32 protein-coding genes and 1 pseudogene are annotated in these 25,401 nt (G+C 37.0%); 31 read left to right on the top strand and 2 right to left on the bottom strand.

Annotated elements, in window-relative coordinates:
- Positions 1-60: 60 nt before the first annotated feature.
- Positions 61-2,517, bottom strand: a complete 2,457-nt coding sequence (locus ACH2CJ_RS05285; protein WP_394991201.1) for a hypothetical protein — start codon at positions 2,515-2,517, stop codon at positions 61-63.
- A 141-nt stretch (positions 2,518-2,658) separates the two neighbouring features.
- Between ACH2CJ_RS05285 and ACH2CJ_RS05290 the strand changes: the two genes are divergently transcribed.
- Positions 2,659-2,961 carry a DUF4286 family protein gene (locus tag ACH2CJ_RS05290; RefSeq protein WP_394991202.1) on the top strand — a complete coding sequence of 101 codons (303 nt, stop codon included), beginning with the start codon at positions 2,659-2,661 and terminating at the stop codon, positions 2,959-2,961.
- Between the two features lie 329 nt (positions 2,962-3,290).
- Positions 3,291-4,631 (top strand): cytochrome-c peroxidase, encoded by a 1,341-nt coding sequence (locus tag ACH2CJ_RS05295; protein WP_394991203.1) that lies wholly within the window; start codon positions 3,291-3,293, stop codon positions 4,629-4,631.
- A 376-nt stretch (positions 4,632-5,007) separates the two neighbouring features.
- Here the strand turns inward: ACH2CJ_RS05295 and ACH2CJ_RS05300 are convergent, their stop codons facing one another.
- A complete protein-coding gene (locus tag ACH2CJ_RS05300; protein WP_394991204.1) occupies positions 5,008-5,157 on the bottom strand; it encodes a hypothetical protein in 150 nt (49 codons plus the stop codon).
- 319 nt (positions 5,158-5,476) lie between these two features.
- Between ACH2CJ_RS05300 and gcvP the strand changes: the two genes are divergently transcribed.
- From gcvP to ACH2CJ_RS05445, 29 genes and pseudogenes are all read left to right on the top strand, one after another.
- Positions 5,477-8,350 (top strand): aminomethyl-transferring glycine dehydrogenase, encoded by a 2,874-nt coding sequence (gene gcvP / locus ACH2CJ_RS05305; RefSeq protein WP_394991205.1) that lies wholly within the window; start codon positions 5,477-5,479, stop codon positions 8,348-8,350.
- Positions 8,351-8,925: 575 nt separating this feature from the next.
- Positions 8,926-9,546, top strand: a complete 621-nt coding sequence (gene rplC, locus ACH2CJ_RS05310; RefSeq protein WP_394991206.1) for a 50S ribosomal protein L3 — start codon at positions 8,926-8,928, stop codon at positions 9,544-9,546.
- 83 nt (positions 9,547-9,629) lie between these two features.
- Complete coding sequence (gene rplD / locus ACH2CJ_RS05315) at positions 9,630-10,256, top strand: 50S ribosomal protein L4 (protein WP_394991207.1); 627 nt, start codon at positions 9,630-9,632, stop codon at positions 10,254-10,256.
- A 30-nt stretch (positions 10,257-10,286) separates the two neighbouring features.
- Entirely contained in the window at positions 10,287-10,574 is a 288-nt protein-coding gene (gene rplW, locus ACH2CJ_RS05320) for a 50S ribosomal protein L23 (RefSeq protein ID WP_394991208.1), read from the top strand.
- Positions 10,575-10,698: 124 nt separating this feature from the next.
- The gene (gene rplB / locus ACH2CJ_RS05325) at positions 10,699-11,523 is read left to right on the top strand and encodes a 50S ribosomal protein L2 (protein WP_394991209.1); all 825 of its coding nucleotides are present in this window, start codon (positions 10,699-10,701) and stop codon (positions 11,521-11,523) included.
- 71 nt (positions 11,524-11,594) lie between these two features.
- Entirely contained in the window at positions 11,595-11,873 is a 279-nt protein-coding gene (gene rpsS, locus ACH2CJ_RS05330; protein ID WP_394991210.1) for a 30S ribosomal protein S19, read from the top strand.
- Positions 11,874-12,001: 128 nt separating this feature from the next.
- Positions 12,002-12,346: a 50S ribosomal protein L22 gene (gene rplV / locus ACH2CJ_RS05335; protein ID WP_394991211.1), complete on the top strand. Its 345-nt coding sequence runs from the start codon at positions 12,002-12,004 to the stop codon at positions 12,344-12,346.
- 60 nt (positions 12,347-12,406) lie between these two features.
- Entirely contained in the window at positions 12,407-13,303 is an 897-nt protein-coding gene (gene rpsC / locus ACH2CJ_RS05340; RefSeq protein WP_394991212.1) for a 30S ribosomal protein S3, read from the top strand.
- Between the two features lie 109 nt (positions 13,304-13,412).
- Positions 13,413-13,841: a 50S ribosomal protein L16 gene (rplP, locus tag ACH2CJ_RS05345; RefSeq protein ID WP_394991213.1), complete on the top strand. Its 429-nt coding sequence runs from the start codon at positions 13,413-13,415 to the stop codon at positions 13,839-13,841.
- Positions 13,842-13,978: 137 nt separating this feature from the next.
- Positions 13,979-14,161 carry a 50S ribosomal protein L29 gene (gene rpmC / locus ACH2CJ_RS05350; RefSeq protein ID WP_394991214.1) on the top strand — a complete coding sequence of 61 codons (183 nt, stop codon included), beginning with the start codon at positions 13,979-13,981 and terminating at the stop codon, positions 14,159-14,161.
- Positions 14,162-14,205: 44 nt separating this feature from the next.
- Entirely contained in the window at positions 14,206-14,460 is a 255-nt protein-coding gene (rpsQ, locus tag ACH2CJ_RS05355) for a 30S ribosomal protein S17 (protein WP_394991215.1), read from the top strand.
- 85 nt (positions 14,461-14,545) lie between these two features.
- Positions 14,546-14,914, top strand: a complete 369-nt coding sequence (rplN, locus tag ACH2CJ_RS05360) for a 50S ribosomal protein L14 (protein WP_394991216.1) — start codon at positions 14,546-14,548, stop codon at positions 14,912-14,914.
- A gap of 86 nt (positions 14,915-15,000) precedes the next feature.
- Positions 15,001-15,339, top strand: a complete 339-nt coding sequence (rplX, locus tag ACH2CJ_RS05365) for a 50S ribosomal protein L24 (protein ID WP_394991217.1) — start codon at positions 15,001-15,003, stop codon at positions 15,337-15,339.
- 122 nt (positions 15,340-15,461) lie between these two features.
- Positions 15,462-16,010: a 50S ribosomal protein L5 gene (rplE, locus tag ACH2CJ_RS05370; protein WP_394991218.1), complete on the top strand. Its 549-nt coding sequence runs from the start codon at positions 15,462-15,464 to the stop codon at positions 16,008-16,010.
- A gap of 35 nt (positions 16,011-16,045) precedes the next feature.
- Positions 16,046-16,315 carry a 30S ribosomal protein S14 gene (gene rpsN / locus ACH2CJ_RS05375; RefSeq protein WP_394991219.1) on the top strand — a complete coding sequence of 90 codons (270 nt, stop codon included), beginning with the start codon at positions 16,046-16,048 and terminating at the stop codon, positions 16,313-16,315.
- Positions 16,316-16,519: 204 nt separating this feature from the next.
- Entirely contained in the window at positions 16,520-16,921 is a 402-nt protein-coding gene (gene rpsH / locus ACH2CJ_RS05380) for a 30S ribosomal protein S8 (protein WP_394991220.1), read from the top strand.
- A 125-nt stretch (positions 16,922-17,046) separates the two neighbouring features.
- Positions 17,047-17,607: a 50S ribosomal protein L6 gene (gene rplF / locus ACH2CJ_RS05385; RefSeq protein WP_394991221.1), complete on the top strand. Its 561-nt coding sequence runs from the start codon at positions 17,047-17,049 to the stop codon at positions 17,605-17,607.
- 64 nt (positions 17,608-17,671) lie between these two features.
- Entirely contained in the window at positions 17,672-18,019 is a 348-nt protein-coding gene (gene rplR / locus ACH2CJ_RS05390) for a 50S ribosomal protein L18 (RefSeq protein WP_394991222.1), read from the top strand.
- Positions 18,020-18,037: 18 nt separating this feature from the next.
- Positions 18,038-18,541, top strand: a complete 504-nt coding sequence (gene rpsE, locus ACH2CJ_RS05395) for a 30S ribosomal protein S5 (RefSeq protein ID WP_394991223.1) — start codon at positions 18,038-18,040, stop codon at positions 18,539-18,541.
- Positions 18,542-18,641: 100 nt separating this feature from the next.
- A complete protein-coding gene (gene rpmD, locus ACH2CJ_RS05400; protein WP_394991224.1) occupies positions 18,642-18,821 on the top strand; it encodes a 50S ribosomal protein L30 in 180 nt (59 codons plus the stop codon).
- Positions 18,822-18,981: 160 nt separating this feature from the next.
- Positions 18,982-19,419: pseudogene (gene rplO, locus ACH2CJ_RS05405) on the top strand (50S ribosomal protein L15); the annotation flags it as partial.
- Positions 19,420-19,835: 416 nt separating this feature from the next.
- Positions 19,836-21,170, top strand: coding sequence for a preprotein translocase subunit SecY (gene secY, locus ACH2CJ_RS05410; protein ID WP_394991225.1), 1,335 nt, complete (start codon positions 19,836-19,838; stop codon positions 21,168-21,170).
- Positions 21,171-21,183: 13 nt separating this feature from the next.
- A complete protein-coding gene (map, locus tag ACH2CJ_RS05415; protein WP_394991226.1) occupies positions 21,184-21,993 on the top strand; it encodes a type I methionyl aminopeptidase in 810 nt (269 codons plus the stop codon).
- A 95-nt stretch (positions 21,994-22,088) separates the two neighbouring features.
- Positions 22,089-22,307 carry a translation initiation factor IF-1 gene (gene infA, locus ACH2CJ_RS05420; protein ID WP_394991227.1) on the top strand — a complete coding sequence of 73 codons (219 nt, stop codon included), beginning with the start codon at positions 22,089-22,091 and terminating at the stop codon, positions 22,305-22,307.
- A gap of 108 nt (positions 22,308-22,415) precedes the next feature.
- Positions 22,416-22,532: a type B 50S ribosomal protein L36 gene (gene ykgO / locus ACH2CJ_RS05425; protein WP_394991228.1), complete on the top strand. Its 117-nt coding sequence runs from the start codon at positions 22,416-22,418 to the stop codon at positions 22,530-22,532.
- Positions 22,533-22,537: 5 nt separating this feature from the next.
- Positions 22,538-22,912 carry a 30S ribosomal protein S13 gene (gene rpsM / locus ACH2CJ_RS05430; protein WP_394991229.1) on the top strand — a complete coding sequence of 125 codons (375 nt, stop codon included), beginning with the start codon at positions 22,538-22,540 and terminating at the stop codon, positions 22,910-22,912.
- Between the two features lie 106 nt (positions 22,913-23,018).
- On the top strand, positions 23,019-23,414 hold the full coding sequence (gene rpsK, locus ACH2CJ_RS05435; RefSeq protein WP_394991230.1) for a 30S ribosomal protein S11: 396 nt from the start codon (positions 23,019-23,021) through the stop codon (positions 23,412-23,414).
- Positions 23,415-23,666: 252 nt separating this feature from the next.
- Positions 23,667-24,272 carry a 30S ribosomal protein S4 gene (gene rpsD, locus ACH2CJ_RS05440; protein WP_394991231.1) on the top strand — a complete coding sequence of 202 codons (606 nt, stop codon included), beginning with the start codon at positions 23,667-23,669 and terminating at the stop codon, positions 24,270-24,272.
- Positions 24,273-24,389: 117 nt separating this feature from the next.
- The gene (locus tag ACH2CJ_RS05445) at positions 24,390-25,379 is read left to right on the top strand and encodes a DNA-directed RNA polymerase subunit alpha (protein ID WP_394991232.1); all 990 of its coding nucleotides are present in this window, start codon (positions 24,390-24,392) and stop codon (positions 25,377-25,379) included.
- Positions 25,380-25,401: the final 22 nt, after the last annotated feature.

A 25,401-nucleotide genomic window follows, 5' to 3' on the forward strand; every position in this document is an offset into this window, starting at 1 on the left:
GTTATTTTTAAGTATTACTAATTATAAATCTGCAACGGTAAATTTACACTAACAAATATATTAAGATTTTTTCTTCACATTTCTAAACTCCATCACCAAAGCCCCAATCACGAGTAAAACCATCGCAATTGAAGCAAATAAATCTATTTTTGCACCGATTACAACTGATTTTGGTTTAAATTTGAATTCTATTTTATGTTTTCCTGCTGGAACAACCATCGCACGAAGCACATAATCAGCTCTGAAATGAGGTGTTTCTTGTCCGTCCACGTAAGACTTCCAATCCTCGTTTCCACGGTAATAAATTTCTGAAAAAATTGCTACTTGGCTTGAAGCAGAATTAGATTCGTAAGTTAAGAAATTTGGTTTATAATCTGTCAACTTGATGCTTGCCGTAGTATCTTGTTTTAGCGATTTTTCTTTAAAATATTGTTCAAATCTTTGGTCAACGAAGGCGACTGCACGAGGATTAAAATTGCCTACTGATTTAATTTCTTCATCAGCATTTTTTACTGTTTTTACTTCATTTACAAACCAAGCATTACCTAAAGCATCTGGATTAAGCTGAGCAGCTACTCCTCCATCTTGTGTCGGTGTAATGAAGTATTTAGTATTCAACATATTAAAAACAGGAATATTATATTTACCATCCTTCGTCATGGCATTGTCATATAATTCTTGAATTCGCTTCAATTTTGCACCATGATACCCACCAATTGATTTATGAAAATACGAAGCCGTAGCATCGGCGAAAAAACCTTGATTGGTTGCCATATCGACTACTCGAAAATTAGGGTCTTTGTCTTGCAAAATCTGCTCATTGGCAGGTGAAGGATTGAAAGTTTCAGCAACTCTTGATTTTGGTTGATAATCTTCATTATTGAAATAACGCTTGTCTATCAATGTCAAGTCCAACACTGTTAAGATTCCTAAAACAGCTATAAAAACTGTTGGTTTAATTTTATTCGTAGAAAATGCCCAAATCAAGCCCGCAGCGAGTGCTAACAAGAAAACCGAGCGAAACAAATCACTCATTACCATAGATTGACGGTCGGCAATGAGCGAAGTGATAAACGAGTTAGCAAAGTCTTTGCCGTTCGACTGAGCCATACCTTTTAGCATTTCTGCATCACCTGCAGACTGAAAATCAAGTGAAAAATAACCTACAATCATTACTAACAAAAGCCCACCTAAACTATAAAGCAAAGGTTTCTTTAAGTCATTGAAAGTCAGCTTATCATCCATGATTTTTTTGACACCAAGCATCGCACCCATCACAAAACACAAGTGCATGAGGGTGACAATCATTTTGCTATCTCTAAACTTGTTGAAGTATGGGAAATTATCGAACATAAAAAAGTTGAAACTACTAAAATTGCTTCCCCAACCAATAAATAAATACAAAATTGTGGTCAATAAAAGCACATATCGTAAGCCATCTCGTAAGAGAATCATACCTAAAATAAACAAAAACAAAATGATAATTCCCGAATAATTTGGACCTGAAACATACGACTGTGGCCCAAAATAAAGAGGTAAACTCGAAGCAAATTGCGAAGCAGTTGTTTGGTCAACACCTTTATTTATAAGCATTTTATAGGTTTCAGATTTTTCTCCCAAATTCTCTCGTGATGCACCACCTACAAAATTTGGAGCTAATAAGGTCAAAGTTTCGACTTTGCCTGGGCTATACGAAAATGCATAATCTCTGCCCAAACCATCTGCCGACTGGTTGAGATTTCCCAAAGTCAATTCGGATTTTCCACGAGTAGTTTCTTTCGAGTAAACGAAGTTGTTCCATAGGTGCATTCCGTGCGTACCCATGCCAATTGCCGAGCCAACCAAAACAATGGCGAAGGCTTTCAAAAGTCCCGAAAAATTACCTTTCTTTACGTGTAAATAACTTTCAAAAAGAACATAAATTCCTAATAAAAAGAATAAATAATAAGTAATTTGAGGGTGATTTCCATAAAACTCCATCGCCATAAAGAAAGTTGTCATGGCTGCTCCGAGCAAATATCTTCCTCGAAAAACTGCGATAAAAGAAGCAAAAACGGCGGGAGCAAAAGCAATAGCAATGATTTTGGAAATGTGTCCTGCTTCGAGGAAAAGTAAGTTATAAGTATTAAAAGCGTAGGCAATTGCTCCAAAGAAACCCAGCCAATTATTTACTTTTAGCACTCGCATCAGCACAAAGAAACCGAGCATCAACAATATTAAAACATTGGCTGGCGATGGTATTGAATTCATGTAAAACGAGCCTATTTTGGTAGGCAAACTATTTTCGTAGTCGCCAGCCACCATAAAACTGGGCATTCCGCCAAACATGGAGTTTGTCCACCAAGCCCATTCGCCTGTTTGGGTATGAAAATCATTTACTTCTTTGGCAGAAGCAGCAGCCATTTGAGTATCGTGCATAGCCAGTCGCTTACCTTGTAAAAGAGGCGAAGCATAAATAAAGCTTACAAGCACAAAACCAACGATTGCGATGAGCTGAGGAAGGATTTTTTTGAACATTTTTTGAACGAATATAGTGGGGGATAATCGAATTCCTAAATATTTTGATTACAAAGAACGCAAAGAAAAATTAAACTCGGTAGGAACAAGACCAAAAATCTTTCCGAACTTTGTTGAATTAACCACGAAAACTAAATTTCCATGCTCCTTTTCAACATCACTTTCAACATCGAAAACAGAATCCACGACCAATGGTTGAAATGGATGAAATCAAATTTTATACCCGCTGTGATGGAAACTAAACTTCCAACCAAATATTTGACTTTCAAACTTTTGACTGAGGTTGAAAATGGTGGAAATACTTATTCTTTTCAGTTTTATTTCAACGACATGGAAGACTACATGAGTTTTGAAATGAATTTTAAGGAACAACTTTTGGATAGACATAATATGCTTTTCAGAGGAAAATTTGTGTTATTTAGTACACTTTTAGAAGAAGTTTAGTGGGCAATTTAGCAATCTGGGGGCATTGTTATTTCTCTCTTCCCGTCGCATCCGTTGGCATCGTTGCAATATGACAAGATACGTGGGCTAAATTATTGTAATTTCAGCACTAATAATTGAAGAAATTCCCCGAAATGCAATAAGTTACATTTAAAGAAGTTGTTTTATTAATACTGCGTTCAATAATAACCGATATTTCAAAGCTATGAAATGTCGGTTTTTTTTTATGTGCAAAGAAACTTTTTCTAGCACAAGAAAAAATAATCAAGTGCATCTAAAAAACAAAAAATCTCGTCTATCTCACTAACCACAATCATTAAACCTAAACTATGAATCTCAAAAAATTACTTCTTGGCACTTTTCTTTTTTTTTTAATGACCGCTGCCAAAGAAATAAAGATTACTGATTATCTCAATCTTCCAGCAATTCCTTTCGAATATAACAATACTTTACCTGCGTATTTTACAGCATCTGTTGTTGGAATTGATAATACGCCTGTGGCAAATCCAATTACCAATAATGGTGCAACGCTCGGGAGAGTGCTTTTTTATGATAAAAATCTAAGTCTTAACCGAACGGTTTCTTGTGCTTCGTGTCATAAAGCAACTGAAGGTTTTAGTGATTCGAGGGTTTTAGGTGTTGGTTTTGCAGGTGGCACAACTGGCAGACACGGAATGACATTAATCAATGCTCGATATTATGAAAATGGTCGTTTTTTCTGGGACGAAAGAGCTGCAACTTTGGAAACTCAGGTGCTACTTCCGCTGCAAGATGCTACCGAAATGGGCTTAACGGCAATACAAATTTCTCAAAGAGTTTCAGCACAACCTTATTACAATCAACTATTTATCAATGCTTTCGGAGACAATGCCGTTACCAATGACAGGGTTTCGAAGGCTTTGGCTCAATTTGTAAGAAGCATTATTAGCTATCAGAGTAAATATGATGTTGGTAGAGTCCAAGTAAATAATCGAAACAATCCATTCCCCAATTTTACAACACAAGAAAATCAAGGTAAACAGTTGTTTTTAACTCCTATAAACATTGTTAATGGTGCGAACATTGGTGGTGGTGGCTGTGCTGGTTGCCATAATAGTGAAGCATTTATAAGCGTAAGACCAGAAAACAATGGACTTGATTTAGTAACTATCGACTCTGGCGTTGGAGGAGTTGCTCCTGTGAGAAACAATTTGATAGGAGCTTTCAAAAATTCATCAATCAGAAATATTGAATTAACCGCACCTTTTATGCACGATGGTAGGTTTTCAACGCTTGAACAAGTCGTAGAACATTATAATAGTGGTATTCAAGCACATCCTAATCTTTCAAATCCGCTTAAAAATCCTAATGGTACGCCCGTGAGGCTTAATTTTATTACTGTACAAAAAAGTGCTTTGGTAGCATTTTTGAAGACATTAACCGACAATAGTCTTGCTACCGAAGCTCGATGGAGCAATCCGTTTTGTCTGACTAATCTGAGTTTTTCAGGAACTGTTACTTCAGGAACTTTCCAGTCGAGCAATGAAATTTCTGTGCAAAACGGCTCAACAACCCAAATCCAAAGTGGAAATGAGGTAAATTTCATTTCAGGAAAATCTATTTTAATAAATCCAACTTTTGAAGTAAAAGCGGGTAGCGTTTTCAAAGCACAAATTAGTGGGTGTAATTGAAGGCTTTTTCTTAAAAGCACAGTCGTAATCACCACCAAAAGTCACTGCAATTTTGCTTTCTTAGCAAACCCTCACAAGATAAAGTTGCATCTATGACTTGAATCTAAGATTCATAACTAAACGCTGACACGGTTTGAAGGTGATTTACTCAAATTAATCTCCCTTAATTTATTGAAGAAAATACCTCCAACTAATCTTTCTTTGTAGCATCTTTCAACAAATAGCCCTCTACACCAAGGCTAAGGTTTTTTTGATGAGAGCGGACGTTTGATAAGACGAAAAAATCAAGATTTTTGAGGTTTGGAAAGCAAATTATTATTTCAGAAATTGAATCAATAGAGTCTTTACCTTCTAAATTTAAACCCAAACCAAAAAACTAAGGTAGGAGAGTAGCACAAACAGAAATGATTTTTTTATCATAGATTTCTTCATCAACTACCTCATAATCAACCGATTGATTAAACAAAAGCTTGATTTCGTCGTTGAAGATTAGGTGGTCTGCTACCATAACTATTTTGAAAGGCATTTTTGCAGTTTTTAACGAAACAAAGATATTATTTACTCAATATAAATGGATACAAACGATTACTTTTCTTAATTACTACATGCTCCAAAATTTTCAATGTTTATACAAATCGCACTCTCAAATAGATATTTTCTCTAAAATATACGCTTCTTTTAGATGAAATATACTGTTAGAAAAAAATATTCAGTAAAATTTCTCTAAATTTCTAACAATTTGTTTCAACAACTAATTTATTATTTTATTATCTTTGCAACAAGTTTTTAAGAGAAAAACATTCACTCATTGACAAACTCACTCATTCACTCATTGACTCCTCCCGATGAAAGTAAATCTTATTGCTCAAGAATCCTTTGAAAATCGTCATCACGGCAAAAGCGAAAATGACCTGCAAGCCATGCTCCAAATTATCGGAGTTGATTCGCTCGAAACACTTATCAACGAAACTGTTCCCGAACAAATTCGTTTAAAAAAACCACTTAACTTGCCTGCGGCAAAGTCGGAAGTTGATTTTTTGGCTGATTTCAGAGTATTAGCTCAGAAAAACAAAATATTCAAATCATTTATCGGAACGGGCTATTACGATACCGTTGTGCCGAATGTGATTTTAAGAAATATCTTAGAAAATCCAGCTTGGTACACAGCCTACACGCCATATCAAGCCGAAATCGCACAAGGCCGCTTGGAAATGTTGTTGAATTTTCAAACAATGATTATTGATTTGACAGGGATGGAAATCGCCAACGCTTCATTGTTGGACGAAGGAACAGCCGCTGCCGAAGCCATGACTATGTTGCATAGTTTGCGTCCTGCTACTAAAAAAACCGCCCAAACCTTCTTTGTTTCAGAGCTTTGCCATCCACAAACAATTGATTTGGTGATTGGTCGTGCAAAACCTTTGGGTATTAATGTTACAGTTGGAAATCATACGACTTATGACTTGACAAACGAAGATTTATACGGAGTTTTATTGCAATATCCAGCCTCCAATGGGGAAGTTTATGACTATGCCGATTTGATTTCGACTGCTCACGAACTCAATGTTTTTACATCAGTAGCCACTGATTTATTATCATTAACCCTACTCACGCCCCCTGGTGAAATGGGAGCTGATGTAGTAGTTGGTTCTTCCCAAAGACTCGGCGTTCCGATGGGTTATGGGGGGCCACATGCAGCATTTTTTGCCACAAAAGATATCTACAAACGCCATATTCCAGGACGTATTATTGGGGTATCGGTTGATTCACAGGGCAATCGTGCTTTGCGTATGGCCTTGCAAACCCGTGAGCAACATATTCGTCGTGAAAAAGCTACATCAAATATTTGTACTGCCCAAGTTTTATTGTCGGTAATGGCATCCGCTTATGGTGTTTATCACGGGCCAAAAGGTTTGAAAAGCATTGCAGGAAAGATTCATGGCTTGACCAAGCTTTTTGTCGAATCAATGGAAGGTCTTGACTATCAGGTTATTACCAAAAATTACTTTGATACAATCACGATTCATACCGAAGATAATAGTAAAATTAAAGAAATTGCTGAAACCCAAAAAATTAACCTTCGTTATTATGACAATGGCAATGTTGGTGTAGCTTTTGACGAAACAAAAACACTTGCAGATGTTGAACAATTGCTCAATATTTTTGCCGATGCCAATGGTAAAAGTACTACCATAAACTTAAAATCTGAAATAGATATCAGTTTTTCGGTGGGCTTAAATCGTACTTCTGATTTCATGACACACCCTGTTTTTAGTAGTTATCATACTGAGCATGAAATGTTACGATATTTGAAATCATTAGAAAATAAAGATTTGTCTTTGGTACACTCAATGATTTCGTTGGGGAGTTGTACCATGAAACTTAATGCAACGGCCGAAATGATTCCCGTTACTTGGCCAGAGTTTGGAAAAATACATCCTTTTGCTCCAAAAAATCAAACCAAAGGTTATCAGCAACTTTTTGAAAACCTGAATGACTGGCTTTGTGAAATAACAGGATTTTCAGAAATGTCATTGCAGCCAAATTCGGGAGCTCAAGGCGAATATGCAGGTTTAATGGTTATTCGTGCATACCATGAAAGTAGGGGTGATTCACATAGAAATATTGCCTTAATTCCATCATCGGCACATGGCACAAATCCAGCTTCGGCAGTAATGGCAGGAATGACCGTAGTCGTTAGTAAATGTGATGAAAAAGGAAATATTGATGTTGCTGATTTGCGAGCAAAAACAGAGCAGTATGCAGATAATTTAGCTTGTTTGATGGTAACATATCCTTCAACACATGGTGTTTTTGAAGAATCTATCAAAGAAATTTGTAGCTTGATTCATTCACACGGAGGACAAGTTTATATGGATGGGGCAAATATGAATGCCCAAGTTGGTTTAACTTCGCCAGCCACAATTGGAGCGGATGTTTGTCACCTCAACTTACACAAAACTTTCTGTATCCCTCACGGTGGTGGTGGCCCGGGCATGGGGCCAATTGGTGTGGCACAACATTTAGCTGAGTTTTTACCAAGCAACGCCGTAGTTGACATGGGTGGAAAATCAGGTATTCATGGAATCTCGGCCGCTCCATACGGAAGTGCCAGTATTTTGACTATTTCGTATGCTTACATCGCCATGATGGGCGGCGAAGGCTTAACAAACGCCACAAAAATTGCTATTCTTAATGCCAATTATATCAAAACTCGCTTAGAAGGCGAATTTCAAATCCTTTATACAGCAGCAAGCGGACGTTGTGCACACGAAATGATTGTTGATTTACGACCATTCAAAGCATCGGCTGGGGTTGAAGCAGAAGACGTAGCCAAGCGTTTAATGGATTATAATTTTCATGCTCCTACGCTTTCGTTTCCAGTAGCTGGAACTTTGATGATTGAGCCAACCGAATCAGAATCAAAGGCTGAACTTGACCGTTTCTGCGATGCTTTATTGAGTATTCGAGAAGAAATTCGAGAAATTGAAGCAGGAAATGTAGATAAGACTGACAATGTATTGAAAAATGCTCCGCACACAACGGCCGTTGTTTTGGTAGAAAATTGGACAAAATCTTATTCAAGAGAAAAAGCAGCATATCCACTTCCTTACGTAAAAGCTAATAAATTTTGGGCAACTGTGAGCCGTATAGACTCAGCTTTTGGTGATAGAAATTTAGTTTGTGCTTGTGAGCCTATAGAATCTTATGCTGAATAATTTTAAAAGAAAATGATTGATAACCCGAAGGAGCGTTTAGTACGCTCCTTTTTTAATTACGATTCTTTTTTAGTAGAGATTTGACTAAATAGTACAGGCTTCATTGTACCACCAAATAAATTAAAAAATATTTCCACACAATGTTTGCATCTAATAAAACAAAATCTTACCTTTGCATTCTCATTAAGAAACGGAGTAATCTTCTGTGGTCAAATGAAGTCTTGAATCATTCAAGAAACCAATTTGACTATTGACTGTTGAGAGTAAATAAAATAGCATTGCTATTTCTATAATTCACTCATTTGAAACGGTCTCCGAAAGCTATTGAACATTTACAGGAATCACAGCAAGGCAACAAGGAATCATCCTGCACCTTATTACGACCTTACCCAAGCGGTTTGTTGTGCAAAGTTTAAGTTGATGAAAATCAACCTCTGAAAAAAAGTAAATTATTTTTGGTCTATAATTTGTTATCTAGCAAAATTTTTACGAATTTTGCACCCCAGTTCAGAAACACTGTACTGGAATGGTTTGAAAGTTATAGGTTACATTAGCAAAATAAAGCGTAAAATACCATGTCTGGAATTATTGGAAAGAAGGTTGGAATGACAACTATCTTCAACGCAGAAGGTCAAGCAGTACCTTGTACTTTGATAGAAGCAGGTCCTTGTGTTGTAACTCAGGTTCGTACCGAAGAGAAAGATGGCTACACTGCCATTCAATTAGGTTACGGCGAAAAGAAAGAGAAAAACACTAGTCGCCCACTTGTAGGTCATTTCAAAAAAGCGGGTACAACACCTAAGCGTAAATTGATTGAATTCAAAGAATTTGAAAAGCAATATGCTCTTGGAGAAACAATTCGTGTAGAAGATGTTTTTGCAGAAGGAGATTTCTTAGATATTTCAGGAAATTCAAAAGGACGCGGTTTTCAAGGAGTTGTGAAGCGTCACGGATTTGCTGGAGTTGGTGGTCAAACACACGGTCAGCACAACAGAGGTCGTCACCCAGGTTCAATTGGAGCTTGTTCATTTCCATCACGTGTATTCAAAGGTGTTAGAATGGGTGGTCGTATGGGTAACACTCGCACCACAATTCAAAACTTGAAAGTATTGAAAGTAATGACAGAGCAAAATTTAATCATTGTGAATGGTTCAATTCCAGGAGCAAAAAACTCTTACATTACATTACATAAATAATATCCCAATCTATTCCCTATAAAAGGAATTCAATGGGTTAAAGGTCGAAACTGAACGACATCGAAAAAATACAGCACATACCAATGAATTTAGCAGTAATAAACAAAAACGGAAAAGAAACAGGTCGCACGGTAACGTTGGCAGATGATGTTTTTGGAATCGAGCCAAACCAACACGTAGTTTACTTAGATGTAAAGCACTATTTGGCAAACCAACGTCAAGGTACACACAAGTCAAAGCAAAGAGCAGAAGTTAATCGTTCTACTAAGAAGATTGTTCGTCAAAAAGGTTCAGGCGGTGCTCGTCACGGCTCGACCAAAGCTCCAATTTTCGTAGGTGGTGGTCGTGTATTCGGTCCAACTCCACGTGATTACGACTTCAAATTGAATAAGAAAATAAAAGTATTGGCTCGTAAGTCAGTTCTTTCTTCAAGAGTTAAAGAAAATAACGTTTCAATTATCGAAGACTTTACTTTCGACGCTCCAAAGACAAAATCTTACTTGACATTCCTTGGTGCATTATCATTGACAGGTAGCAAAACATTGTTTATTATTTCATCGAATGATGATAATGTTTATTTATCAGCACGTAATATTCCAAGAACAAAAGTATTAAGTGCCGATCAAGTAAGCACCTATGACTTGATAAATGCTGACAAAATTCTTATCAGCGAAGGTGCAGTTTCAAAAATTGAATCAATATTGAACTAAGATTTATCTTAATTCATAAATTATACAGAAATGAGCGTACTCAAAAGACCAATCGTTACCGAAAAATCACAAAAACTTACCACAGCAGGTAAATTTGTGTTCGAGGTGGACATGAACGCAAACAAAATCGAAATCGGAAAAGCTGTCGAGAAAATGTATGGTGTAAGCGTTACTGACGTAAACACTGTTCGTCAAATCGGTAAAAAGAAATCGAGAATGACACGTGGAAGAGCATCATCAGGTTTAACATCAACCTTCAAGAAAGCAATTGTTACGCTTAAAGAAGGAGATTTGATAGACTTCTACGAAAATTTGTAAGCCTACTCTTTCATTAAGAGTAAAATAATAAGAGCTTAGAAAAAAGTATACCTACACAGTAGGTGCAAAATTTCAAACGCAAATTAAAATTTCCTTACTGTTTTTAAGGTAGGGTATTGAAACAATGGGTATTAAGAAAATTAAACCAAACACACCCGGACAACGTCATCGCATTGCTCCTGATTTCTCTGAAATCACGACAAATAAGCCTGAGAAAAGTTTGCTCGTAGCAATCAAAAGGTCGGGTGGACGTAACAACGAAGGACACCGTACAGCTCGCTATATTGGTGGAGGTCACAAGCGTAGATATCGCCTTATTGATTTTAAAAGAAATAAGTTTGATGTTGCGGCTGAAGTAAAGACTATCGAATACGACCCAAATCGTACAGCTCGTATTGCTTTAGTACAATATACTGATGGTGAGAAAGCCTATATCATTTCTCCTCAAGGTTTGAAAGTGGGTCAAATAGTTGTTTCAGGCTCGGCAGTAGCCCCTGAAATTGGCAATGCCCTTCCAATTGGTAATATGCCACTTGGTACAATTATACACAATATTGAACTACAACCAGGTAAAGGTGCTCAAATGGCACGTAGTGCAGGAACGTACGCTCAAGTATTGGCAAAAGATGGCAAATATGTTACCTTGAAAATGCCATCAGGTGAAATGAGAATGGTTTTAGCAACTTGTATCGCAACTGTTGGAACTGTTTCAAATACTGACCACATGAATGTTACCTACGGAAAAGCAGGTCGTAAGCGTTGGTTAGGGGTTCGCCCAAGAGTTCGTGGTGTAGCCATGAACCCCGTTGATCACCCGATGGGTGGTGGTGAAGGTCGTGCTTCGGGAGGTCATCCACGTTCACGTAATGGTTTATTAGCGAAAGGTAAAAAGACTCGTGACAAGACTAAGCCTTCAAGTCAGTTAATCATTTCAAGAAGAAGTAAATAATCATTAAGCAGTTTTAAAGTTTTGATTTCTTTAGAATTCAGAACTCAAAACTCAGAACTTAGAACTATAAAATGGCTCGTTCACTCAAAAAAGGACCATATATTGATTTTCGTCTTGACAAGAAAATTGTCGATATGAATGCCTCTGGCAAAAAATCAGTAATCAAAACGTGGTCACGTCGCTCAATGATTTCTCCAGATTTCATTGGTCACACCTTCGCAGTACACAATGGAAATAAGTTTATTCCAGTATATGTAACTGATAACATGGTAGGGCACAAACTTGGTGAGTTTTCACCAACTCGTAACTTCCGTGGTCACGTAGCAAAGAAAGATAAAGGTAAAAGATAATAATTGTAATGAGGAATTAAGAATATAGAATGTAGAATTGATTTCTACATTTAAAATTCGACAAGAACTTTAAATTCTTAATTCTTAATTCTTAATCGCACGGGCGACCCCGTCTACATTTGTATAAAATGGAAGCAGTAGCAAAACTTAGTGATTACCCAACTACACCTCGTAAGGCGAGATTAGTAATTGACCTTATCAGGGGAATGAAGGTAAGTCAGGCTTTGGGGATTTTGACATTTCAACCTCAACACGCAGCACCAGTTATTAAAAAAGTCTTGTTATCGGCTGTTGCCAACTGGCAACAAAAGAACGAAGACTTGAAAATTGAAGAAGCCGAATTATTCGTAAAAACAATTTTCATTGACGGTGGCCGTATGTTGAAGCGTATGAGACCAGCTCCGCAAGGACGTGGACATCGTATCCGCAAGCGTTCACATCACCTGACAATCGTTGTAGATAGTGCAGTTTAATTCATCAAATAGCAAACGATACACTACTCGTATTGCTTAATAAAGTAAAGAAAATTACCAATGGGACAAAAAATAAATCCTGTAAGTTTTAGACTTGGCTATATCAGAGGTTGGGATTCCAATTGGTATGGCGGCAAAACATTTGCCGAGAAACTTGTCGAAGACCAAGAAATTCGTAAGTACGTTTCAGCTCGTATTCCAAAAGGTGCCATTTCGAAAGTAGTTATCGAGCGTACCTTAAAGCGTATCACTCTTACTATTCACACTGCCCGTCCGGGTGTTGTTATAGGTAAAGGAGGTAACGAGGTCGATAAGATTAAGGAAGAGTTAAAGAAATTGACAAGCAAAGATGTGCAAATCAATATCTACGAAATTAAACGTCCAGAATTGGATGCGAAATTAATCGGAGAATCAATTGCTCAACAACTTGAAGCTCGTATTTCTTACCGTCGTGCCATGAAACAAGCTATTCAAGCTGCCGTTCGTGTTGGTGCTCAAGGTATTAAAGTGAAATTAGGTGGTCGTTTAGCAGGTGCAGAGATGGCACGTAACGAAATGTACAAAGAAGGACGAATTCCTTTGCATACAATTCGTGCAGATATAGACTATGCAATATCAGAAGCCTTAACCGTTTACGGTAAAATTGGTATCAAAGTTTGGGTTTTCAAAGGCGAAGTCTTCGGAAAACGTGATTTGACTCCAGCAGGTGGTGGTGCTGCACAAGCTAACGCTGAAAGAGGAAACGAAGGTGGTGGAAACCGTGGTGGACGTGACGACCGTAGAGGTGGTGGACGTGATGGAGGTCGTGATGACCGCAGAGGCGGTGGTCGTGACGATAACAGAGGCGGTGGAGACAAAGGTGGTCCAGCAGGTCGCAACAATAATAATCGTGGCGGCGGTCCGGGTGCCAATCGCAATACCAATAATAGAGGTCCTGGAGGACCAAATAAGAGATAAATAAGTCTTTAGTTTCAAGTTCCAAATTTCGATTTTCGAGTTTAACATTGAAACCTTAATTACTTGAAACTTGAAATTAAGCACAAAGTGCTGAAAATATAATAGCATCATGTTACAACCAAGAAGAACCAAATTTCGTAAGCAGCAAAAAGGCAGAATCAAAGGTCTTGCCACTCGTGGACACGAGATAGCTTTCGGAACATTCGCTATCAAATCTTTAGAGCCAGGTAGAATTACCTCTCGTCAGATTGAAGCAGCACGTATCGGTGTTACCCGTGCAATGAAACGAGAAGGTCAAGTATGGATTCGTATTTTTCCAGACAAACCTATCACAAAGAAACCTTTAGAGGTTCGTATGGGTAAAGGTAAAGGTGCTCCCGAATACTGGGTAGCCAGTGTTAAGCCAGGTACAATATTATTTGAAGCAACAGGTGTATCAGTTGCAGTAGCAAGCGAAGCACTTCGTTTAGCAGCTCAAAAGCTACCAGTTGCAACAAAGTTTGTAGTACGTAGAGACTACCAAGAAGAAGCAGAATAATAACAATAGTTCTGAGTGATGAGCGGTTCGCCGTTGCAGTTTTGATTTCTAAGTGATAAGTTCTCTGAAGTGTTCGCACGTTCTAAACTCTTAAACATAAAATCTAACTACTAACTCAGTTAAGTTCAAATAAAAAAATGAAACAGTCAGAAATCACAGCATTGTCACCTGAGCAGCTTGAGCAAACAATCTCTCTTGAAAAAGATAGAATATTAAAATTACAATTTGCTCATGCAATTACACCCATCGAAAATCCGATGCGTATTCGTCAGTCTCGCCGATTGATAGCTCAATTGATGACCGAATTGAACGCAAGATAAATTATAGAAATCCCTGATAAATCAGGAAATTAAGTATCTGAACAATGGAAAGAAATCTTAGAAAAGAGCGTGTCGGAACGGTAGTAAGCAACAAGATGGACAAATCTGGTGTTGTAACTGTTGTTCGTAAATTGAAGCATCCGAAATACGGAAAGTTTATGCTCAAAACCAAGAAGTTTATGTTCCATGACGAAAAGAATGAAGTAGGTATCGGTGATACTGTTAAGATTCAAGAAACTCGTCCATTGAGCAAAAACAAGAATTGGAGATTAGTAGAAATCGTAGAAAAAGCGAAGTAATTATTTTGCTTTTAGCGAATAGCTTTAGTTGTTCTTAAATGGAAAACTTAAAGCCAATAGCTAATAGCCCAAAAGCAATAAAAAAATGTTACAGCAAGAATCAAGAGCAGGTGTTGCCGATAATAGTGGTGCAAAAGAAGTGCTTGTTATCCGAGTTTTGGGTGGCACACGTAAACGTTATGCCTCAATCGGTGATAAAGTTGTCGTTACTGTGAAATCAGCCTTATCTTCATCAAGTATGAAGAAAGGAACTGTGTCGAAAGCTGTTGTTGTGAGAACAACTAAAGAAGTTCGTCGCAAGGATGGCACATACATTCGTTTTGAAGACAACGCAGTCGTACTATTAAACAACCAAGATGAGCCACGTGGCACTCGTATTTTTGGACCTGTTGCTCGCGAATTGCGTGAGAAACAATTCATGAAAATCGTTTCTCTGGCTCCTGAAGTTCTTTAATTTGAGCATATTGAAATTTAGAGATAAAATTTCTGCAATTTCATTATCAAATTATAAACTTTCAAAATTTTCAAATTTCAAAAGTAATGGAAAGAAAATCCAATAAGCAGCAGAAACACCACGTACGTTCAGGCGATACTGTTGAAGTAATCTCTGGCAACGCAAAAGGTAAGCGTGGACGCATCATCGAAGTGATGTCAGAAAAACAACGTGTTGTTGTTGATGGTGTAAACATCATGAAAAAACACGTAAAACCTTCTGCATCAACACCACAAGGTGAAATTCGTGAATTCCCAGGTTCGATTCACATAAGTAATGTAATGGTAGTTGACCCTTCAACAGGTAACGCTACTCGTACAGGACGTAAAGAAAACGACAAAGGTAAATTACAAAGATTCTCGAAAGAGACAGGTAAGTTTATATAGTTCACAGTTGCCAGTTCACACTTTATTAGAGTTAATTAGTTTTAGATCTAATTAACTAATTAATGAAAGCAAAGAACTGATAACTATTAAGAGGGTCGGAAATCCTCCTAACAAATAGAAAAATGGCACGTCTAAAAGAAAAGTACGCAAAAGAAATAGTACCAGCTTTGAAAGAAAAGTTTGGCTATAAATCAGTAATGCAAGTACCCGTTCTACAAAAAATTGTAGTAAATCGTGGTGTAGGTGCAGCAACTGGCGATAAAAAATTGATTGACAGTAGTTTGGAAGAAATTTCAAACATTACAGGTCAAAAAGCAGTGGCAACAATCTCAAAGAAAGCTGTATCAAACTTCAAACTTCGTGAAAATATGCCAATTGGTGTAAAAGTAACCTTGCGTGGAGAAAAAATGTACGAATTTCTTGACCGTTTGACTGCTATTGCTCTTCCACGTGTACGTGACTTCAAAGGTATTAGTGATAAAGGATTTGATGGTCGTGGAAATTATACCTTTGGTGTAGTAGAACAAATCATTTTCCCTGAAATTTCGATTGACAAAATCTCCAAAATTCAAGGAATGGACATAACATTCGTAACATCAGCTCCAACAGATGCAGAAGGCTACGAATTATTGAAAGCAATGGGAATGCCATTTGCAAGCATTAAGAAATAATATTCAGATTTCGATATTTATAATTTAGTCATACAATGGCAAAAGAATCAATAAAAGCAAGAGATAGAAAAAAAATAGCTTGTGTAGCAAAATATGCTGTCAAGCGTGCTGCTCTAAAAGAAGCAGGCGATCTCATTGGCATAGATAAATTACCCCGCAATTCTTCACCAGTTCGTTTACACAACCGTTGTCAATTGACTGGTCGTCCGAGAGGTTATATGCGTAAGTTTGGAATCAATCGTGTTACCTTCCGTGAAATGGCTGGTAAAGGCTTAATTCCAGGAGTTACGAAAGCATCTTGGTAATAATGTTTGTATTATTGTTTTGATAATGTAAGTATTCTTTGAAAAAATTAAATTTATTCAAGAATATTCAATTAAGGCACTAATAAAACAAGCATTATAATACTTTTTCTAAATAATATTCTCTAATTTTGCAGCCCAATTAAGAAAGTCGTGCTTACGATACTGCTTAATGTTGGCTTAGGTATCCAAAATTAAATATCAAAAATGATTACAACGGATCCAATAGCAGACTTCCTTACCAGAATCAGAAATGCCATAAAGGCACGTCATAGAGTGGTAGAGATCCCTGCTTCGAACATCAAAAAAGCGATTACTCAAGTACTTTACGATAAAGGCTTTATTCAAAGTTATAAATTCGAAGAAGTTGCTCCTCAAGGCGTAATCAAAATTGCATTAAAGTATAATCCAGTTACGAAACAATCTGCAATTGTAGAATTGAAGCGTGTTTCAAAACCAGGTTTACGTAAATATGCTGGTACAACCGAAATTCCACGTGTAATAAATGGCTTAGGTATTGCTATCGTTTCTACTTCAAAAGGAGTAATGACAGACAAAGAAGCACGTTCATTGAAAGTAGGTGGTGAGGTATTGTGCTACGTATATTAATAGTAATTTAAAATTTTGTTGGGTTTAAAAACCTATCAATCAAATTAATAGTTATTTTTCGTTGACCGCTCCTAATAACTCGTCGTGTTCGACGAAAGTGTTTTGAAGCCTTAAACTATCAAAAAATGTCAAGAATTGGTAAAAAACCAGTTACCTTCCCAGGTGGCGTAACAATTTCAGTAGATGCTCAAAACATCGTTACTGTAAAAGGGCCTAAGGGAGAACTAACACAGAAAGTTGATCCAGATATGTCAATTGCTATCGAAGGTGGTGAATTGAAAGTAGAAAGACCAACGGAACAAAAACGTCACAAAGCCCTTCATGGTTTGTATCGTTCTTTAATCAATAACATGGTTATTGGTGTAAGCACAGGTTACAAAACTGAAATGGAAATTGTTGGGGTAGGTTACAAGGCTACTAATAATGGTAATGTGCTTGATCTTAGCTTAGGTTTTTCTCACAACGTTTATTTCGTTGTTCCATTAGAGTTGAAAGTTACAACTGCTATGGAAAAAGGTAAGAATCCGATGGTTACGCTTGAAGGTACAGACAAACAACTGATTGGTTTGGTAGCTTCAAAAATCAAATCACTTCGTAAAGTTGAACCATACAAAGGAAAAGGTATTCGTTTCGTTGGTGAAATTGTACGTCGTAAGGCTGGTAAAACCTCTGGTAAGAAGAAATAATCATTAGACACAAGACGAAAGAAATAATTATATTGTTTCTGAAAATCTCAAAATAGCAAAAACAATGTCAAGTGTAAAAACTGATAGAAGACAAAAGATAAAGTGGAGTATCCGTCGCAAGGTCTCAGGTACAACTGAGAGACCACGTTTGTCGGTTTTTCGCTCAAATACAGCCATTTACGCACAATTAATTGATGATTCAAAAGGCGTTACTTTGGCAGCTACTTCAACTACTGAGTTAGGTTTGAAAGGTGTGAAAGTTGACAACTCTAAAGAAGTTGGTAAAAAAATAGCTGAAAAAGCTACTGAAAAAGGCATTTTAACTTGTGTATTTGACCGTAATGGTTATTTATATCATGGTAATGTTAAGGCTGTAGCAGAAGGTGCCAGAGAAGGCGGTTTAAAATTCTAATCTTGAAATTCTGAATCAATGAACAAAGCAAAAGTAAACGAGGCAGAACTCAAAGAAAGAGTAGTCGCCATTAATCGTGTAGCAAAAGTAGTAAAAGGTGGTCGTCGTTTTAGCTTCTCAGCAATCGTCGTTCTCGGCGATGGTAAAGGAGTAGTTGGACAAGGTTTGGGTAAAGCACTTGAAGTAACTGAGGCTATTGCCAAAGCGATTGAAGATGCTAAGAAAAACTTAGTTACTGTGCCAATTATTAATGATACTGTACCTCACGAAATTCACGGTAAATTTTCAGGTGGATTTGTGTTTGTAAAGCCAGCAGCTCCTGGAACAGGAATTATTGCAGGTGGTGCGATGCGTGCAGTTTTGGAAGCAGCGGGTATTCATAATGTATTGGCGAAATCAAAAGGCTCATCAAATCCTCACAACGTAGTCAAAGCAACTATTGATGCACTTAGTCAAATGCGTGCACCACATACAATCGCTTTCCAACGTAGTGTGAAAATGAATAAAGTATTTAACGGATAATTTATTAGTTCAAAGTTCAATTTTTAGCGTTCAAAGTTCAATTTTATATTGAACATTGAACATTGAACATCGAATTTTGAACCTTTGAATAAATAATAAAATGGCAAAGGTAAAAATTACACAAGTAAGAAGTACAATTGGCAGACCAGAGGTTCAAAAACGCACTATTGCGGCTTTGGGACTTGGAAAACTAAATCGTACAGTAGAAAAAGAACTAAACCCTGCAATGAAGGGTATGATTAACGCAGTGAAACACTTGTTAGTTATCGAAGAAGCATAAGCTTCTTAATAGTTTTTATTCTTAAAATTTACATTTTGAAGTTAATTTATTGGTAATTCGTTATTAATAAACAAAAGCTGATCATTGTAAAAGGCATAGCCGAGTGATTCCGAAAATCGGAATTGCGTATTTAATAACCGATTAAAATAATCGAATTCTGATGAAATTAGAGTCACTAAGACCAGCGAAAGGGTCAGTAAAAGCAAACGATAGAGTAGGACGTGGACATGGTTCTGGCGGTGGTGGAACAGCCAAACGTGGACATAAAGGAGCTAAATCTCGCTCAGGTTATAGTCAAAAACGTGGTTTTGAAGGTGGTCAAATGCCATTACAACGTCGTGTGCCTAAGTTTGGTTTTAAAAATATCAATCGTGTTGAATATAAAGCAATCAACTTAGATACAATACAAGCTCTTTTTGACAAAACGGGCATTAATAATATAGATTTAGGAGTATTGTATAACAATGGACTTACTTCAAAATCTGACTTAGTTAAAATTTTAGGACGTGGTGAATTGACTGCAACAGTTAATTTGCGTGCGAATGGTTTTTCAACATCTGCTATTGCAGCTATTGAAAAAGTGGGTGGTTCTGCTATAGTTGATGCAACTTTTAATAAAGAAGCCTCTTCTAAAGCCGTGAAAAGTTCGGTTGCTAAAGTAGAAGCGATAGTTTTTGAAGAGGTAATCGCCGAAGCAAAGCCAAAAAAAGCAAAGAAAGTAGCAGAAGGAGATGATTTGAAATTGATTGAAGGTGTTGGGCCGAAAATTGCAGACTTGCTAATTAACGCAGAAATTGTTACTTTTGCAGATTTAGCAGCAACACCTGTCGAGAAAGTCAAAGAAATTCTAGATGCTGCAGGTTCGAAATTTGCAATGCATGACCCAACTACTTGGGCTTCACAAGCTGAATTAGCACGTGATGGCAAGTGGGATGAGTTAAAAGAATTGCAAGACAAACTCAACGCAGGTAAAGCTGAGTAATTTCACCTAAACGCTTTGTTTTTCCTAAAGAAATGAACAAATTCATTACGACACTCCGAAACATCTGGTCAATTGAAGAATTGAGGAAACGTATTCTTCAAACCATTTTGATTATTCTTATTTTCCGAATTGGCTCTCACGTGGTTTTGCCGGGTGTTGATGTAGCAAAGCTAAAAGATCTTACCGAAAGCAATGGCTTATTAGGTCTTTTAAACACATTAGTTGGTGGTGCTTTCAAAAATGCCTCTATCATGGCGTTGGGTATTATGCCCTACATTTCGGCATCAATTGCGATTCAGTTATTAACACTTGCATTGCCTTATTTTAGTAAATTACAAAAAGAAGGTGAGTCAGGACGTAGAAAGTTGAACCAGATTACAAGATGGTTAACTATTGCGGTTGCAGCAGCTCAAGCACTTACATACGTACGTGCAACTATTCCAACCGATGCAATTATGATTGGTCAAGGTCTTTTCTATATAAGTTCAGTACTGCTTATTATTTCAGGCACAGTAATGTGTATGTGGTTGGGAGAGCGAATGACTGAAAAAGGTGTAGGAAATGGTATATCAATGATGATTATGATTGGTATTGTTTCAAGATTTCCAGGTGCAATTATTGGTGAAGCCCAAGCAAGAGGTGGAAGTGGACAGATTTTGTTCTTTGTCCTTGAAATTGTAGCTTTATTTATGGTTGTTTTGTTTGCAGTAGCAATTACACAAGCAACTCGCCGAATTCCTGTTCAATATGCAAAGCAAATCGTTGGTAATAAAGTTGTTACAGGTCAGCGTCAATATTTACCTTTAAAATTAAACATTGCAGGTGTTATGCCAATCATTTTTGGGCAAGCATTGATGTTTATTCCAGGCTTAGTGTTGACCTACTTAGCAGATAGTACGAAAAGTGATACTTTTCAGAGCTGGGCAATCATAATGAATAGTCCAACCTCTTGGCAATATTGTATTATTTATGCGATTTTGATTATTGGCTTTACTTTCTTTTATACCGCTATTTCGATTAACCCTAATCAAATAGCTGATGATATGAAACGAGGTGGCGGTTTTATTCCAGGTATCAAGCCAGGACAACCAACATCTGATTTTATTGCCAATATTTTAGATAGAATTACATTACCAGGCGGTGTTTTATTAGCAGTGATAGCAATTTTGCCAGCATTGGCAGGTTTATTAGGGATGACACAAGGTTTTGCATCGTTTTTCGGTGGTACTTCATTGTTAATCTTAGTAGGTGTTGTTTTAGACACTTTACAACAAATAGAAAGTTATCTATTGATGAAACGTTACGAAGGTTTGATGGAGTCAGGTAGAATACAAGGTCGTCAGACTGTTTCAAATATACCGATCTAAGGTAAAGAATAAAATGGGCAAAAAAGACAGTATAATTTATTTAAAATCAGAAGAAGAGTTAGAAATTATTCGTAAGAATGGTCAGATTTTAGGTAAAGCTCACGCAGAAGTTGCTAAAATTGTTGAAGCTGGAGTTACAACAAAAGCATTAGATAAAGTAGCTTTTGATTATATTAAAGACAATGGTGGAGAACCTTCCTTTTTAGGTTATAATGGCTTTCCCGCAAGTCTTTGTATTTCGCTCAACGAGGTGGTAGTACATGGAATACCTAGCAATCGAGTTTTGAAAGATGGTGACATCGTTTCTATTGATTGTGGAGTTTTTAAAAATGGATATCACGCTGATAGTGCTTATACTTATACCATTGGTGAGGTGAAAAGCGAAGTTTTGGAATTACTGAAACATACTTATCAATCATTATTTAAGGGTATTGAGCAAGCAAGAATAGGCAATAGAGTGGGGGATATAAGTTTTGCAGTTCAATCTTATGCAGAAAAGTTTAGATATGGAGTTGTAAGAGAGTTGGTTGGTCATGGTGTTGGAAGACATCTTCACGAGTCACCTGAAGTACCGAATTTTGGTAAGCGTGGAAACGGACCAAAATTGCAAGAAGGAATGGTGATTGCGATTGAACCAATGATTACTTTAGGACGAAGATCAGTAGTGCAAGAAAATGACGGGTGGACGATTCGAACTGAAGATCGTAAGCAAGCAGCCCATTATGAGCATACTGTAGTTGTAAGAAAAGGTAGTGCAGAAATTTTAACTACTTTTCAATACATCGAAGAGGTTTTAGAAAAAAAGAATTTAGTTATTGCATAGTTCAATTTAAGAATTTGGATTCAAATTAATTTGAAAATTGGATATTTTATAAAACAATTCAAATTATATCATTCAAAATCAGTTTATTAAATTTAATGGCAAAACAATCAAATATCGAAGTTGACGGCATTATCATCGAGGCTCTCTCAAACGCAATGTTTCGTGTACGTTTAGAGAATCAACATGAATTAATTGCTCATATTTCAGGTAAGATGCGTATGAATTACATCCGTATTTTACCAGGCGACAAAGTAAGATTAGAGATGTCACCTTATGATTTAAGTAAAGCAAGAATAACGTATCGTTATAAGTAATTGTGATTTAGTAAATGAGTGAATGAGAAAAGTTTTACTCAAAAACTCATGTCAAATAAGTTTTGGTCACTAATTCACTCATTCAAAATTCACTAATTTAAGTTTGACATGAAAGTAAAATCGTCAGTAAAGAAGCGTAGTGCTGAATGTAAAGTTGTCCGTCGTAAGGGCAAAATTTACGTTATTAACAAAAAGAATCCTAAGTTTAAACAAAGACAAGGCTAATTTCTATGAGGATTGCAGGTGTTGATATCCCAGACAAAAAAAGAGGCGAAATCGCCCTTACGTACATCTACGGTATTGGTCGTAGTGCGTCACAAAAGATTTTAACAAAAGCTAATATCAGTTATGATAAAAAAGCTGGCGATTGGAATGACGGTGAAGCTAATGCCATTCGTGGAATTATTACGGAAGAAATGACTGTTGAAGGTCAATTACGTTCAGAAGTTCAATTAGCTATCAAGCGATTGATGGACATTGGCTGTTACCGTGGCGTTCGTCACCGTAAAGGTTTACCACTTCGTGGGCAACGTACCAAAAACAACTCACGTACCCGTAAAGGTAAACGTAAGACAGTAGCAAACAAGAAAAAAGCTACTAAGTAATTCCTATCTGTTTTTAACAGAAAAAAATTGGATTTTTTTAGGAAAAAAATCGAACAGAGTACAGGTTTTTCTGTACTGCCAATCATTATATTAATGTTTTGTCAAAATGGCACAAGCGAAAAGAAAAGATAAGGCAAAGAAAAGAGTTGTTGTAGTTGAGCCAGTTGGTGAAGTACACATCAGAGCTTCTTTTAATAACATCATTATTTCTGTTACAAACACCCAAGGTCAAGTGATTTCTTGGGGTTCAGCAGGAAAAATGGGCTTCAAAGGTTCAAAGAAAAACACTCCTTATGCAGCTCAAATGGCAGCACAGAGTTGTGCTCAAGTAGCTTATGAAGCAGGTATGCGTAAAGCTGAAGTGTTTGTAAAAGGACCTGGTTCTGGACGTGAGTCTGCAATCCGTACTATACAAAATTCGGGCATTGAAGTAACAACAATTACTGACGTAACGCCACTTCCACATAATGGATGTCGCCCACCTAAGCGTAGAAGAGTCTAAAAATTATAAGAGGATGTAAACTGCAAACCATGAGTTTGAAAGCTATTATTGCTTTTTTATTCAATGTTTAAAGTTTTCATTCTTTTGTTGTCTTAGTTTATAATAATTCAAAACGTCTCCCGTCTTTAAACGGGATTGGAAATAGGAAACGGTTCGCCGTAGTTTCATAGCTGTAAATCAGTTTATCGAAGCGATTGATAGTTTGGACATTGGGGCTAATCAATCTCTATTTCATTTTAAAAACAAACCAAAATGGCAAGATACACAGGTCCAAAAGTAAGGATTTCAAGAAGATTTGGAGAACCAGTAATGGGTCCAAGTAAGGCATTAAGTAAAAAAGCGTACCCTCCTGGACAACATGGAAAAGGACGTAAAAGTAAAAAATCAGAATACGGTCAGCAATTAATTGAGAAGCAAAAGGTAAAATATACTTATGGTATGTTGGAGCGTCAATTTGCACGTTTCTTCCAAATTGCATCAGTTAAAGAAGGACGTACAGGTGATAACCTTTTGAAACTTTGTGAAGGTCGTTTAGACAATACAGTTTTTCGCTTAGGTATTGCCCCAACACGCCGTGCAGCCCGTCAATTAGTAACACACTGTCATATCACAGTTGATGGAGCAGTATTGAATGTTGCTTCTTTGATTTTGAAACCAGGTCAATTAGTTGGAGTTCGTGAGAAATCAAAGGCTTTAGTAGCTATCTCAGATAGTTTGAACGCTCGTAATGCAAAACGTTACAATTGGTTAGAATGGGATGCAACTGAAATGGTTGGTAAATTTATTAGCTATCCAGAGCGTGACCAGATTCCAGAAAACTTCAACGAGCAGGCAATCGTCGAATTATATAACAAATAATATTTGTCTTGTGGTTGTTCCATTGTCGAGAGAATCGGCAATGGAACAGCTGCGTTTTTTTATTGGTGGTGTAGCTAACCACCTTTTAGTTAACGAAAACAAACACACTGCATACGTATGTCAATATTAGCATTTCAAATGCCTGACAAGGTTGTCATGGAAAAGGCTGACGACTTCCATGGCTTTTTCGAGTTTAAACCACTCGAAAGAGGGTATGGTGTGACCATCGGAAACGCACTTCGTCGTATTTTGTTGTCTTCTTTAGAAGGCTACGCAATTACTTCTGTAAGATTTCCGGGGGTATTACACGAATTTTCGAGCATTGATGGGGTCGTAGATGATGTTACAGAAATCATCTTGAATCTTAAAATGGTTCGTTTCAAAAAAGTTTCTGATTATGTAGATAACAAATTTACCGTCAGAATCAAAAATCAAAGTGTTTTGACTGCGGGCGACCTCGGTAAATTCACGCAAAGTTTTCAGATTTTAAATCCTGAATTGATAATCGCCCGTTTGGACGACCAAAAGGAAGTTGAAATCGAAATTATAGTCGATAAAGGACGTGGCTATGTAGCTGCTGATGAGCAAAAACAAAATGATTTGCCTATCGGTTTTATCTCAGTAGATTCAATTTATACTCCCATCAAAAATGTGAGATATAGCATTGAAAATACCCGTGTAGAACAGCGTACTGACTACGAAAAACTTTTGCTTGAAATCAAAACTGATGGTTCAATTCATCCTGAGAGAGCTTTACAAGAAGCTGCTCACATTTTGATTCAACATTTCTTGAAGTTTACGGACGAAAACATGGTATTTGATACCAAGAAAGATGACGAAGACAATATTGTTGATGAAGAGTTCTTACATATGCGTAAGTTATTGAAAACTTCATTACAAGACTTAGACTTGTCGGTTCGTGCGTATAACTGTTTAAAATCTGCTGATATACGTACATTAGGCGATTTGGCAAGACTTGAAGTAGCTGATATGATGAAATTCCGTAACTTTGGTAAGAAGTCATTGACGGAATTGGAGCAATTGGTTGCTGACAAAGGCTTACATTTCGGAATGGATGTAATGAAATATAAGTTAGACGAAGATTGATATTAGATTGTCCCTTTTCCAA

It is taken from the genome of Emticicia sp. (assembly GCF_043780375.1).
Classification (GTDB): domain Bacteria; phylum Bacteroidota; class Bacteroidia; order Cytophagales; family Spirosomataceae; genus Emticicia.